Genomic DNA, 14,145 nt, shown 5'->3' with positions numbered 1-14,145 from the left:
AAATGTGTCGTTTTTCCAAAAAACGTACATTGTGATAAGATATGGAACTTGAAGTTAATCTTTTTATTATTTTTCAGCCTTGTAACCCGTGTGTGAAACGATAAATTGTGTTATTATCATTGTATTATAAGGTTGGAAAATCAATGAAAACTGTAAGAGTAAGTGAATTGACGGCTTATAAATTATAATAATATAACAAAGTATAAGGAAAGACTTGAAGCATAAAGGAGAGTTACAATGAAACGTAGGACGGCTAGAGAAAGAGCAATGCAAGCATTATACCAAATGGATATTACAGGTGAATTAGAACCGAAAGTAGCAGTGGAAAACACGCTAGATGAAGGCGAAGAAACAAATGAGTTTCTAGAGTCACTTGTAGTAGGTTTTGTAGAAAATAAAGAAGCAATCGATGAAGCGATTCGTCAAAACTTAAAAAAGTGGAAGCTTGAGCGTATTAGTATTGTTGATCGCAGTATTTTACGTGTAGCTGTGTATGAAATGAAGTACATGGAAGAAATTCCACATAACGTAACAATTAACGAAGCAATTGAAATTGCAAAAACATTTGGGGATGAGGAATCTCGTCGTTTTATTAACGGCGTTTTATCTAATATAAAAGATACACTGTAAATTCTTTAAGGGGGAATCTTAAAATGGTAGCAGTAATCATCAAAGGAAATGAAGTTGCGGAGAAAAAACGAGCACAATTAACAGAAGAAGTTGTGAAGTTGAAAGAGCAAGGTATTGTACCAGGATTAGCAGTTATTTTAGTTGGAGAAGATCCAGCATCTCGTTCTTATGTGAAAGGAAAAGAAAAAGGCTGTGAACAAGTAGGAATTTACTCAGAGCTAATTGAACTTCCTGAAACAATTACTGAGGAACGTTTGCTTGCTGAAATCGATCGCTTAAATGGCGATGACCGTATTAATGGTATATTAGTGCAATTACCTTTACCAAAACATATTGAAGAAAAAGCTATCATTGAAAGAATTTCACCAGAAAAGGATGTAGACGGATTTCACCCAATCAGCGTGGGACGCATGATGACGGGACAAGATACATTCCTTCCATGTACACCGCATGGTATTGTAGAATTAGTAAAAGAAACAAATCTTGATATTTCTGGGAAACATGTAGTAGTAATTGGAAGAAGTAATATTGTCGGTAAACCAGTGGGGCAATTGTTTTTAAATGAAAATGCAACTGTCACATATTGTCATTCTAAGACGCAAAATATGAAAGAGTTATCGAAGTTAGCTGATATTTTAATCGTAGCTGTTGGACGACCTAAAATGATAACAGCTGATTATATGAAAGAAGGAGCGGTTGTAATTGATGTTGGTGTTAACCGTTTAGAAACAGGAAAACTTTGTGGTGATGTTGACTTTGACAACGTGTTAGATGTTGCGGGTTACATTACACCTGTACCAAAGGGTGTTGGTCCAATGACAATCACAATGCTTCTTCATAATACTGTTGAATCTGCCAAACGTGCAGGTGTCGTTTGTAAATAATTTGAATCGGCTATGAGGAGAGAGAAATGGAGAAGCAATATTTAACCGTTACAGCGTTAACACGCTATATAAAAACAAAAATAGAATATGATCCGCATTTGCAGTCTGTTTGGTTAAAAGGTGAAATTTCCAACTTTAAAAATCATAGCCGTGGCCACATGTATTTTACATTGAAAGATGAAAATGCAAGAATCGCAGCGGTTATGTTTGCGGGTCATAATCGTAATATTAAATTCAAACCTGAAAATGGGATGAAGGTACTCGTGAAAGGGAAAATCTCTGTTTACGAGGCGAGTGGTTCTTATCAAATTTATATTCAAGACATGCAGCCTGACGGAGTCGGAAATTTACATTTAGCGTACGAACAGTTAAAAGTTCGTTTAGAAGAAGAAGGACTTTTTTCTCAAGTTTATAAAAAAGCAATTCCTCCTTACGCTAAAACAATAGGTGTGATTACGTCGCCAACAGGAGCAGCGATTCGTGATATTATAACAACGATTAAACGTCGTTATCCAATTGGGAATGTTATTGTATTTCCGGTACTTGTACAAGGGGAGTCAGCGGCTCCCTCGATTGTACAAGCGATTCGTACAGCGAATGAAATGGGAGAGATAGATGTACTAATCGTTGGCCGTGGTGGAGGTTCTATTGAGGAATTATGGGCTTTCAATGAGGAAATGGTTGCAAGAGCAATCTTTAAGAGTGAAATTCCTATTATTTCGGCAGTAGGCCATGAAACGGATTTTACAATCGCAGATTTTGTTGCAGATTTACGCGCGCCAACACCGACTGCAGCAGCTGAGCTGGCAGCACCTAACATTATAGAGTTACAAGAAAAGGTATTACAAAGAACTCTGAGATTGCAAAGAGCGATGAGAGAGTTAGTACATAAAAAAGAAGAAAAACTACAAGTGTTGCAAAAATCGTATGCGTTCCGTTATCCAAGACAAGTATATGAGCAAAAGGAAGAGCAATTAGATAGAGCGCTAGAACAGCTTGTTTTAGCGAAAGAGCGCTATATTGATAAAAAGGTGAATCAGTTAAAGCAACTTTCATTTTATTTAGAGAAGCACCACCCATCTCAAAAAATTATGCAAACAAAGGTAGCTGTTGAAACGTTGCAAAAGCAATTACAACGTGAAATGCAAACGTTACTTCAAACGAAAGAATTTGCCTTTGTAAGAGCTGCTCAAAAACTTGAAGCGTTAAGTCCGCTTAAAGTAATGATGAGAGGGTACGGGCTTGTATATGATGAAGAGAAGCAAGTGTTAAAAAGTGTGAAAGATGTAAGCCTTGGAGATGCTGTTTCAGTTCAATTACAAGATGGAATACTAGATTGTAGCGTATCAGGCATAGAGGAGCGTGAATTGAATAATGGAAAATAAATTAAGCTTTGAAGAGGCAATTTCGCAACTTGAGCATCTTGTTTCTAAGCTAGAACAAGGTGACGTACCTTTAGAAGAAGCGATTTCTTATTTTAAAGAAGGTATGGAATTATCTAAGCTTTGTGATGAGAAGCTGAAGAATGTACAAGAACAAATGGCAGTTATTCTTGGGGAAGATGGAGAGCTTGAACCGTTTACTGCTTTAGGAGATGAAGCATAGTGACGATTGCTTTTGATACTTTTTTGAAAGAAAGTAAAACTTTCGTAGAAGAAAAACTTGTAAGCTATGCAAATGAATTACAATGTCCAAATGTACTTCGTGAAGCAATGGCATATTCTTTGGAAGCGGGTGGAAAACGTCTCCGCCCGTTACTTTTGTTTGCAACATTACAAGCGTTTGGGAAAGAAAGAAATCTTGGAGTAGGTGCAGCTTGTGCTCTTGAAATGATTCATACATATTCGTTAGTTCATGATGATTTACCTTGTATGGATGATGATGATTTAAGAAGAGGAAAGCCCACAAATCACAAAGTATTTGGTGAAGCGATGGCAGTTTTAGCAGGAGATGGCTTATTGACGTATGCTTTTCAAGTTATTATGGCATATGAGCAAAAAGAAATTTCTGCTGAAAAAAAAGTAAGACTTGTACTTGAACTTGCAAAAGCAGCAGGACCAGAAGGAATGGTTGGCGGACAAGTGGCAGATATGGAAGCGGAAGGGAAACGCCTTACGATTGATGAATTGGAGTACATCCATAAACATAAGACCGGAAAACTGCTTGAATTTGCTGTACTTGCGGGTGCGATACTTTCTGATGCGACAGAAGAGCAAGAAGAAAAGTTGCTTACTTTTGCTAAATATATCGGTCTAGCTTTCCAAATTCGAGATGATATTTTAGATGTCGAAGGAACTGAAGAAGAGATTGGAAAACCGATTGGTAGCGATCTTTCTAACGAAAAGAGCACATATACGACGTTGTTTACTATAGATAGAGCAAAGGATATTTTAGAAGAAACAATTGCAGAAGCAAAAGGTGCGATTAGCTCCTTGCAATTACAAGATGAATATTTACTATCTATTTGTGATTTGATTGCAAAACGTAATAACTAATATAACAGCGTTTTCATTTGTTGAGTCATTCATCATTTTATGATATAAATGTAGGAAAAGGTTTTTCTTTTCTTGTTATTGGCAAAAATATATGTAGATTACATTGCCGTTATCACTTCGTGTTAGCGGCTATTTTTTTCATCGCCTAAAGAAATATGGTTTATAATAGGATTAGGGCGCAATAGACTGGTTAATAGCGGGACAAGACGAAAAATAGAAAAGAGAATTTCTTGTTTTGTGTAAATGTTTTTTTATAATATTTGACATGTTGACAGATTATGAAATGAAAGTGAGTGATCCATGTGGATCTAACGCAAATTCAAAACCCTAGTTTTTTGAAAGATATGTCTATCAGTGAACTAGAGGGATTGAGTGAGGATATTCGTAAGTTTTTAATTGAAGAGCTCTCTCAAACAGGTGGACATATTGCACCTAATTTAGGTGTAGTAGAACTCACAATTGCTCTGCATAAATTATTTGATAGCCCGCAAGATAAATTTTTATGGGATGTAGGACATCAATCCTATGTACATAAAATTTTAACTGGACGCGCGAAAGAGTTTGGTACATTAAGGCAATATCAAGGTCTATGTGGCTTCCCGAAACGTTGCGAGAGTGAGCACGATGTATGGGAAACTGGTCATAGCTCGACTTCGTTATCGGCTGCAATGGGAATGGCTCTGGCACGTGATTTAAAGAAAACGAAAGAATATGTTATACCAATTATTGGAGATGGTGCTTTAACAGGCGGAATGGCTTTAGAGGCATTGAACCATATTGGACATGAAAAAACAGACATGATTGTTATTTTGAATGATAATGAAATGTCAATTGCACCAAACGTTGGTGCGCTTCATAATGTACTCGGTCGTTTACGTACTGCAGGAAAATATCACTGGGTAAAAGATGAATTAGAGTATATATTAAAGAAAATTCCAGCAGTTGGCGGGAAAGTGGCTGCGACAGCAGAGAAAATAAAAGATAGTCTTAAATATTTACTAGTATCTGGTGTCTTTTTCGAAGAGTTAGGCTTTACATATTTAGGTCCAGTCGATGGGCATGATTATGAAAAGTTATTCGAAACGTTGCAATATGCAAAGAAAACAAAAGGCCCAGTACTCGTTCACGTTATTACGAAAAAAGGAAAAGGTTATAAACCGGCTGAGAGTGACGTTATCGGTACTTGGCATGGAACAGGACCTTATAAAATTGAATCAGGTGACTTCGTTAAGCCGAAAGAAGTTGCACCAGCATGGAGTGCTGTCGTTAGTGAAACAGTACTTAAGCTAGCGAGAGCAGATGAGCGTATCGTAGCAATTACACCTGCAATGCCTGTTGGATCAAAACTTGAGAAATTCCAAAAAGAATTCCCAGATCGTATGATTGATGTAGGTATTGCAGAACAGCATGCTACAACAATGGCAGCAGGTATGGCAACGCAAGGAATGAAGCCATTCTTAGCAATTTATTCGACATTTTTACAAAGAGCATATGACCAAGTTGTTCATGATATATGCCGCCAAAATTTAAATGTTTTCATCGGAATAGATCGCTCGGGATTAGTAGGAGCAGATGGTGAAACGCATCAAGGCGTATTTGATATCTCATTCTTACGTCACTTGCCGAATATGGTGCTTATGATGCCGAAAGATGAAAATGAAGGGCAACATTTAGTTTATACGGCGATGCAATATGAAGATGGACCAATCGCATTGCGTTATGCGCGCGGTAATGGACTTGGCGTTCATATGGATGAAGAATTAAAGGCGATTCCAATCGGTACGTGGGAGACGTTAAAAGAGGGTACACAAGCAGCTATTTTAACGTTTGGTACGACAATACCAATGGCAATGGAAGCAGCTGAGCGTCTTGAAAAAGCTGGGGTTTCAGTGAAAGTAGTGAATGCTCGCTTTATTAAACCAATGGATGAAGCATATTTACATGATCTTCTAGGAAAGAATATACCGATTTTAACGATTGAAGAAGCTTGTTTAATTGGTGGTTTTGGAACAGGAGTAGTTGAATTTGCATCTGAAAATGGTTACCATAGTGCATTAGTTGAACGAATGGGTATTCCAGACCGCTTCATAGAGCACGGAAGTGTAACAAAATTATTAGAAGAAATTGGTTTAACGACAGATGCTGTTGTAGACCGTATTCATACAATGATTCCATCAAAACAAAAAAGGGCGTAACAAATGAGCGTAAAAAAAGAAAGAGTAGATGTACTATTAGTAGAGCGAGGACTTATAGAAACGCGTGAGAAGGCAAAGCGCGCCATTATGGCCGGACTCGTATATGCAAATGAGATGAGACTTGATAAGCCAGGAGAGAAAATCTCGCAAGATACTGAGATTACGGTGAAAGGACAAGTTATGCCGTATGTAAGTCGTGGTGGTTATAAACTTGAAAAGGCATTAGAGACATTTCATCTTGATTTACAAGATAAAGTTATGATAGATATTGGTTCATCAACTGGTGGCTTTACAGATTGCGCGCTTCAAAATGGAGCGAAATTATCTTATGCATTAGATGTAGGATACAATCAACTAGCGTGGAAATTACGTCAAGATGAGCGTGTTGTTGTAATGGAACGAACAAACTTCCGTTACGTGACACCAGCAGATTTAGAACGTGGTTTACCGCAATTTGCAAGTATTGATGTTTCATTTATATCATTAAAGCTTATACTGCCAGTTTTAAAAACAATGCTTATGCCTAACGGAGATGTAGCAGCGTTAATTAAACCGCAGTTTGAAGCTGGAAGAGAGCAAGTTGGGAAAAAAGGTATCGTTCGTGATAGAAAAGTACATGAAGCTGTTGTAGAAATGATTGTCGATTTTGCTTTAAAAGAAGGCTATGATGTGGAAGGTTTAACATTCTCACCAATTACGGGTGGGGATGGTAATATTGAATTTTTAATTCATCTGAAATGGCATGGTGAACGTGAGAATGGCGAAAATCATTCTCCAATTTCTATAGAGCAAGTTGTTACAGAAGCGCATGACGTTCTAAAACAAAAAGGGAAAGGGGAATAACATACGTTGTTCCTCTTTTTGCTGTAATTGTATAATGATTGCAAAAACAATTGTGTACAAGAAACGAATTATAAGTTAACATAAATAAGTGAAGTATACCAATGTTTAAACTATGGTAAGAGATAGTGTGAGGTGCAAATGTATGAATAAAGGTCAGCGCCATATTAAAATCAGGGAAATTATTGCAAACAAAGAAATTGAAACACAAGATGAATTAGTTGATATTTTACGTAATGAGGGATTTAATGTAACGCAAGCAACAGTATCGCGCGATATTAAAGAATTGCACTTAGTGAAGGTGCCATTACATGATGGGCGCTATAAATATAGCTTGCCAGCAGATCAACGATTTAACCCGTTACAAAAATTAAAACGAAATCTAGTGGATTCATTTGTAAAATTAGACACGGCAGGACATATGCTTGTGCTAAAAACATTGCCTGGTAACGCTCATTCACTTGGAGCACTTATTGATCATTTAGAGTGGGATGAGATCATCGGAACCATCTGTGGTGATGATACTTGCTTAATTATTTGCCGTACACCTGAAGATACAGGTGTTGTCTCTGATCGTTTCTTAAATATGTTGTAACAAAAAATCTTGTTTGCTTTCCATCATAAAGTGGAAAGTGAACAAGATATTTTTATTGTTTAAAAATATGAATTTTCAATTGTAATATAATATTTTGTGTGTATAAAGTTAAAAAATAGATGGATTGACCCGTAAAACAAATGTTTGGTACAATGAAGCGGGTTAGAAGAGTATATACATACAAATATATAGCATGATTATTTGAATGAAGAACTGAGAAAATCCTTTAGTAAGGGATTATTTTATAACGAGGTGAATGGGGCATTGTTATCGGAATTATCGATTAGAAACTTTGCTATTATTGAAGCATTAAATATTTCTTTTCAAAAAGGTTTAACGGTTTTAAGCGGTGAAACAGGGGCCGGAAAATCGATTATTATTGATGCAATTAGTTTACTTGTAGGTGGCCGTGGGTCAGCAGAATTTGTTCGATATGGAACAGAAAAGGCTGAGATTGAAGGGTTATTTTATGTTGAAGATGAGAAGCATCCATGTATTGAAAAGGCAGAAGAGTTAGATATAGAAATAGAAGATGGCATGATTATTTTAAAGCGTGATATTGCTGCGAACGGGAAGAGTGTATGTCGTGTAAATGGGAAGCTTGTTACACTTAGCATATTAAAAGAAATTGGGAAAACACTTGTTGATATTCATGGACAGCATGAAACGCAAGATTTAATGAATGAAGAACGACATCTGTTTATGCTTGATCATTTTGATGGGGATCGAATCGTTAAACAATTAGATATATATCAAAACGTATACGCTGACTATGAAAAATTAAAAAAACAATTGAAATCGTTAAGTGAAAATGAACAACAAATGGCACATCGCTTAGATTTAATTCAGTTTCAGCATGAAGAAATTCGCAAGGCGGATTTAAAGCTGGATGAAGAAAATGAATTAACTGAGGAACGATTACAAATTTCTAATTTTGAAAAGATTTATAAAGCGTTAGGTGATGCATATCGTTCGTTAAGTGCCGACGGACAAGGATTAGATAATGTAAGAAGTGCAATGGGGCAAATGGAAAGTATTACACATTTAGATGAAGTGTATCAAGAGAATCATGATTCAATTGCAAATAGTTATTACTTATTAGAAGAGGTTGCCTATCAACTGAGAGAAAAGCTCGATATGATGGAATATGATCCAAATCGTTTAGATGAAATCGAAACACGTTTGAATGAAATTCGTATGCTAAAGAGAAAATATGGAAATACTGTAGAAGAGATTTTAGCGTATGCTGATAAAATTGAAAAGGAAATTTTTACGATTGAAAATAAAGACGTTCATATTGAAACGACGAAGAAACAGTTGAAGGAATTAGAAAGTGTTATTCTGAAAGAAGCAACGTTGTTAAGTAATATGCGTCATGAGCTTGCAGAACATCTTACAAATGCAATTCATCAGGAATTAAAAGAATTATATATGGAAAAAACGAAATTTGAAGTGAGAATTATGAAGAGAGAAGGAAATGCAGAAGAGCCCCTTGTGGAAGGTGCACCGGTAAGACTTACGGCGGACGGTTACGATCATGTGGAATTTTATATTTCAACGAACCCAGGAGAGCCGCTAAAACCACTTTCAAAGGTTGCTTCTGGAGGAGAGTTATCTCGTATCATTTTAGCTTTAAAAAGCATTTTTTCTAAGCATCAAGGGGTTGCATCTGTTATTTTTGATGAAGTGGATACAGGTGTAAGTGGCCGGGTCGCACAGGCTATTGCAGAAAAAATTTATCGAGTATCAGTAAACTCGCAAGTACTTTGTATTACGCACTTACCTCAAGTAGCTTCAATGGCGGATTCGCATTTATTTATTCGAAAACAAGTAGCGAATGATCGGACAATTACTTCGGTTACTGTTTTAAATATGGAGGATAAAGTAACAGAAATAGCTCGAATGATTTCTGGTGTGGAAATTACAGATTTAACGACAGAGCATGCGAAAGAATTACTTACGCAAGCGCATCATTTTAAACAGACAGCAGAGGCTATCCAGTAATGGATAGCTTTTTTTCTCAAATGAAGATTTCTTAATTCTTCCGGTTATAAATAAAGCATTGCAAGGAGAGATTAAAAAGTGAAGCCAAGAGGCTGAATGTGGGGTAGGAGCGAGGAGAGTGAACAAGTTGAAATTAGAAAAATTTCGAAAAATAATAGGTCTTTGTCTCCTTGTTTCTTTAGTTTTTATTGGATGTTTTAAACCGCTTCGAACATTTATTTCATCACCGAAACAACTTGTTGTTTTTGAAGGACAACAATCAGAAATATCATCATTACCAGTTTTCAAAGCTTCATCCACAAATCGTCATGTATTTACAGTGAGTTCGAATGAACAAAAACAAGGACTTATGGTAAATTCTCATCAAAATGGTGAAGCTGATATGGTATTTCAGCTTGCTGGTTTTCCAGTGAAAAAAGTAAATGTGAAAGTGTTAAAAGATTTTAAAGTGATTCCAGGTGGACAATCAATTGGTGTGAAATTAAATACAAAAGGTGTACTTGTTGTAGGCCATCATTTAATTCAAACTGAAAAAGGTAAAATATCTCCTGGTGAAACAGCAGGTGTACAAATCGGAGATATGATTACTGAAATTAATGGTAAAACAATTGAAAGAATGAGTGATGTAGCACCGTTTATTCATAATAGTGGAGAAACAGGTGAACCGCTTAATCTTGTATTGTTAAGAGATGGAAAATATATTCGTACGAAGCTAACTCCACAAAAAGACAACGGTGAATCGTCTTATCGAATTGGCTTGTATATCCGTGATTCGGCAGCTGGAATTGGAACGATGACATTTGTTCATCCAGATTCTATGAAATATGGGGCACTTGGTCATGTTATTTCTGATAATGATACGAAAAAGCCGATTCAAGTCGAAGATGGACAAATTATGCGCTCGACAGTTACATCGATTGAAAGAGGTAGTCATGGGAATCCAGGAGAGAAATTAGCAAGATTCTCACCAGACCGTGAAGTGATTGGCGATATTACAATTAATAGTCCATATGGTATTTTTGGAAAATTAAAGACGAATATGAAAAATGGTATAATGGATAAAGCAATGCCTATTGCATTATCTCATCAAGTAAAAGAAGGACCAGCAAAAATATTAACAGTTATTAATCAAGATAAAGTAGAGGCGTTTGATATTGAAGTTGTTAGTACAGTGCAGCAAAAATTCCCAGCTACAAAGGGTATGGTAATAAAAGTAACAGATAAACGTCTATTAGCGAAAACGGGCGGTATCGTACAAGGAATGAGTGGAAGTCCAATTGTACAAAATGGAAAAGTAATTGGTGCTGTTACACATGTATTTGTAAATGATCCAACATCAGGATATGGTGTTCATATTGAATGGATGTTACATCAAGCTGGAATTAATATTTATGATCAAGAGAAAAAAGCGAGCTAATATATATTATTAGCTCGCTTTTTCTGTTGAAAAATTCGTTGAAATTTTGTAAAAGCTCCGCAAGAGGTGTTTTTTGTTGTAAAATAAAAGGAAAGGGTTGAACGTTTCGTTGTATTTCTATGATGGAATGTGTTGCGAAAGGGAATAAATGAACGATAAACATATTTTTTTGTGATTTTATCGGAAAGTAAGAAACTTTAAAAGGGAATTTTCACACAATTGTCGAACAATTCATGTAGCCTAGAAGGATACACATGTCGGAGAATCGATTCGGTAAGGGAGGAAAAGCTGTGGAGAAAATTAAAGTATGTCTTGTGGATGATAATAAAGAACTAGTATCAATGTTAGAGAGCTATGTAGCCGCTCAAGATGATATGGAAGTAATCGGTACTGCTTATAATGGTCAAGAGTGTTTAAACTTATTAACAGATAAGCAACCTGATGTACTCGTTTTAGACATTATTATGCCACACTTAGACGGTTTAGCTGTATTGGAAAAAATGCGACATATTGAAAGGTTAAAACAGCCTAGCGTAATTATGTTGACGGCATTCGGGCAAGAAGATGTGACGAAAAAAGCTGTTGACTTAGGTGCCTCATATTTCATATTAAAACCATTTGATATGGAGAATTTAACAAGTCATATTCGTCAAGTGAGTGGTAAAGCAAACGCTATGATTAAACGTCCACTACCATCATTCCGATCAGCAACAACAGTAGATGGAAAACCGAAAAACTTAGATGCGAGTATTACGAGTATCATTCATGAAATTGGTGTACCCGCTCATATTAAAGGATATATGTATTTACGAGAAGCGATTTCCATGGTATACAACGATATCGAATTATTAGGATCGATTACGAAAGTATTGTATCCAGATATCGCAAAGAAATATAATACGACAGCGAGCCGTGTGGAGCGCGCAATTCGTCACGCAATTGAAGTAGCGTGGAGCCGTGGGAATATTGATTCTATATCGTCCTTATTTGGTTATACAGTATCCATGTCAAAAGCAAAACCTACGAACTCTGAGTTTATCGCAATGGTTGCGGATAAGTTGAGACTTGAACATAAAGCTAGCTGAGAGTAGAAGTACCAAAGGGTTTTCGTTTTAGTAAAACCGATGCATGCTGGAACTCTATGCTCAATAGTAATTTTAAAATCAATAAACTTTTTAATGAAAGACCAATGAATGTTATAATTCGTTGGTCTTTTTATTTTGTTGAGAAAAAGAGACTATTTGATATCATGGAAAATAAAACCTACTTTTAGTAATATTACATGTAAGTGAGTTTTTTATAAGGCAATTAAATAGATATAGATAGGGAGAAGGGGAATGAAAAATAAAATTTCAACTTGGCTAGGAATAGTAGCAGCTATGGGAGTTCTTGCTATTGCAGTTACATTTGGAATGTTAGAACTTGCCCATAATCCAGTAGATAAAGAAGAGAGTGCTCAAATAGATAAAAAAGAAGACCAAACAATAGTAGATAGATGGAGTCTTTGTTGATGTGTATGTTACTGAAAATTCTACTGAAAGAGAAGTCATTACAGCAATGCATCGCATGACTCATCAAAAAGTGGTGGCAGGACGAAAATCGGGCTCTATCCCAATTATTCAAAATAATGCTAAAAAATTAAAAGAAATTATAAATAAGAATAGCTTTGCGAAGAAAAATGAGCTATTAGCAATTGCTAATAGATGGGTACAAAAGGATTTTAGTAAAATTGTAGAAGATCACAGTTATTTGTCGGATGCTCAAGAAGATAGCATTTGTAAAGCAACTAGAGCAATGGATGCGTTAGAAGAGCAACATTATATTTTAACTACATTCGGGGAGGAAAAAGCGAAAGAATTGTACGAATCAGGGGATGCTCCGCACGTTCAATAAAAAATAATATAAAGGGCTTCTAGTTTTTTTATGATCGTGTTTTTAGGACGCAATGGGGAACTTATAAATAAATGGTCTGCTTTCTTTATTACATGTAACAAAAAAGAAAAGGTGTGATTCATTATTAAATGATGAAGGGACGGCTAAATTGCATCGTAGCACATCTGTTAAAGGATTTTAGTAGGAAAGGCATCCATGATATAATAGAAAATAATAAAAAGTCCTGCAAAACAGGACTGTATTATTCTTCGTCTTTATTTTGTTTTTCTAATTCAACTAGCTTTTGAATTAAAATGTGCTGCGGCATATGCATGAGTTGTTCAAGTGGAACACCTAGTGCTTTTGATAAGCGGACTGCAGTGTCTGGAGAAATTTGTAATGGTTTCATAGAAGTACCTCCTTTTTCGTATAGTATAGCATAAGATTGGGGGAGTGAGGATGACTCTTATATTTGCACATCGTGGTGCGGCTGGAACGTACCCAGAAAATACAATGATTTCATTTGAAGCGGCTGAGTCTTTTAGAGCGGATGGAATTGAACTTGATGTTCAATTAACGAAAGATGGGAAAGTTGTCGTCATTCATGATGAAACGGTGGACCGGACAACAAATGGAAAAGGTGCGGTTCGGAATTATGTATATGAGGACTTATGTAAGTTAGATGCAAGTTATAAATTTGGTGATAAAGTAGGTTTTTGTAAAATACCACTTTTAGAAGAGGTATTAGAATGGCTTGAACAAACGAGTTTGCTACTTAATATTGAACTTAAAAATAATAAAATTCCATACAGAGGTTTAGAGGAAGAAGTTATAACGCTTGTACGGAAATTTAGTTTAGAGGATCGTGTTGTATTTTCTTCGTTTAATCACTACAGTATGAAACGGTGCCATATGATGGCTCCTGATATTCAAACAGCAATTTTATATCGCGAAGGTTTGCATAGTCCGTGGGCATACGCGAAAAAAATGGGGGCTACAGCAGTACATCCGAATTATCGTTACCTTCAAGATGCTATTGTCGAACTAACGATGGAAAGTGGTGTAGAGGTTCGCCCTTATACAATTAATGAAGAAACGCTTATGCGTAAATATTTTGATATGAATATATCGGCGATTATTACTGATTACCCTGAAACGGCAAGAACGTTATTGCCAATAAAAAAATGAGACCGCGTGTAACGGTCTCATTTTT

Annotated in this window: 13 protein-coding genes and 1 pseudogene; 13 read left to right on the top strand and 1 reads right to left on the bottom strand. The window is 36.1% G+C overall.

Annotated features, from left to right (window positions below; all coding sequences use genetic code 11):
• Nucleotides 1-237: 237 nt before the first annotated feature.
• The 12 genes and pseudogenes from nusB to F3I02_RS12630 all read left to right on the top strand — a co-directional run bounded on the left by nusB (nt 238) and on the right by F3I02_RS12630 (nt 12,953).
• The gene (gene nusB / locus F3I02_RS12690) at nt 238-630 is read left to right on the top strand and encodes a N utilization substance protein NusB (protein ID WP_000830247.1); all 393 of its coding nucleotides are present in this window, start codon (nt 238-240) and stop codon (nt 628-630) included.
• Between the two features lie 23 nt (nt 631-653).
• Complete coding sequence (folD, locus tag F3I02_RS12685; protein WP_000226734.1) at nt 654-1,514, top strand: bifunctional methylenetetrahydrofolate dehydrogenase/methenyltetrahydrofolate cyclohydrolase FolD; 861 nt, start codon at nt 654-656, stop codon at nt 1,512-1,514.
• A gap of 26 nt (nt 1,515-1,540) precedes the next feature.
• Complete coding sequence (xseA, locus tag F3I02_RS12680) at nt 1,541-2,899, top strand: exodeoxyribonuclease VII large subunit (protein WP_000415249.1); 1,359 nt, start codon at nt 1,541-1,543, stop codon at nt 2,897-2,899.
• Nucleotides 2,889-3,119, top strand: a complete 231-nt coding sequence (gene xseB, locus F3I02_RS12675; protein WP_000428423.1) for an exodeoxyribonuclease VII small subunit — start codon at nt 2,889-2,891, stop codon at nt 3,117-3,119. The genes xseA and xseB overlap by 11 nt, the downstream gene beginning before the upstream one ends.
• Nucleotides 3,119-4,009, top strand: a complete 891-nt coding sequence (gene ispA / locus F3I02_RS12670; protein ID WP_000150373.1) for a (2E,6E)-farnesyl diphosphate synthase — start codon at nt 3,119-3,121, stop codon at nt 4,007-4,009. Before xseB ends, ispA begins: the two co-directional genes overlap by 1 nt.
• Nucleotides 4,010-4,311: 302 nt before the next feature.
• The gene (dxs, locus tag F3I02_RS12665) at nt 4,312-6,204 is read left to right on the top strand and encodes a 1-deoxy-D-xylulose-5-phosphate synthase (protein WP_000366452.1); all 1,893 of its coding nucleotides are present in this window, start codon (nt 4,312-4,314) and stop codon (nt 6,202-6,204) included.
• Between the two features lie 3 nt (nt 6,205-6,207).
• Nucleotides 6,208-7,047 (top strand): TlyA family RNA methyltransferase, encoded by an 840-nt coding sequence (locus tag F3I02_RS12660; RefSeq protein WP_000111872.1) that lies wholly within the window; start codon nt 6,208-6,210, stop codon nt 7,045-7,047.
• A gap of 142 nt (nt 7,048-7,189) precedes the next feature.
• On the top strand, nt 7,190-7,639 hold the full coding sequence (gene argR / locus F3I02_RS12655) for an arginine repressor ArgR (protein ID WP_001032581.1): 450 nt from the start codon (nt 7,190-7,192) through the stop codon (nt 7,637-7,639).
• A gap of 264 nt (nt 7,640-7,903) precedes the next feature.
• Entirely contained in the window at nt 7,904-9,643 is a 1,740-nt protein-coding gene (gene recN / locus F3I02_RS12650) for a DNA repair protein RecN (RefSeq protein ID WP_074593454.1), read from the top strand.
• Nucleotides 9,644-9,761: 118 nt separating this feature from the next.
• Nucleotides 9,762-11,060 carry a SpoIVB peptidase gene (gene spoIVB / locus F3I02_RS12645; RefSeq protein ID WP_002164177.1) on the top strand — a complete coding sequence of 433 codons (1,299 nt, stop codon included), beginning with the start codon at nt 9,762-9,764 and terminating at the stop codon, nt 11,058-11,060.
• 290 nt (nt 11,061-11,350) lie between these two features.
• Nucleotides 11,351-12,145 (top strand): sporulation transcription factor Spo0A, encoded by a 795-nt coding sequence (gene spo0A / locus F3I02_RS12640; protein ID WP_011110369.1) that lies wholly within the window; start codon nt 11,351-11,353, stop codon nt 12,143-12,145.
• A gap of 252 nt (nt 12,146-12,397) precedes the next feature.
• Nucleotides 12,398-12,953: pseudogene (locus tag F3I02_RS12630) on the top strand (PRK06770 family protein).
• Between the two features lie 241 nt (nt 12,954-13,194).
• Here the strand turns inward: F3I02_RS12630 and F3I02_RS12625 are convergent.
• Entirely contained in the window at nt 13,195-13,341 is a 147-nt protein-coding gene (locus F3I02_RS12625; RefSeq protein ID WP_000803575.1) for a YycC family protein, read from the bottom strand.
• 50 nt (nt 13,342-13,391) lie between these two features.
• Here F3I02_RS12625 and F3I02_RS12620 point away from each other — a divergent pair, with 50 nt between their 5' ends.
• Nucleotides 13,392-14,120 carry a glycerophosphodiester phosphodiesterase gene (locus F3I02_RS12620; RefSeq protein WP_000172585.1) on the top strand — a complete coding sequence of 243 codons (729 nt, stop codon included), beginning with the start codon at nt 13,392-13,394 and terminating at the stop codon, nt 14,118-14,120.
• Nucleotides 14,121-14,145 lie beyond the last annotated feature (25 nt).

It is taken from the genome of Bacillus sp. SRB3LM (genome assembly GCF_015712745.1).
Classification (GTDB): domain Bacteria; phylum Bacillota; class Bacilli; order Bacillales; family Bacillaceae_G; genus Bacillus_A; species Bacillus_A thuringiensis_K.
Note: the sequence above shows the minus strand (reverse complement) of the source record. Positions and strands in the feature narration are given on the sequence as shown.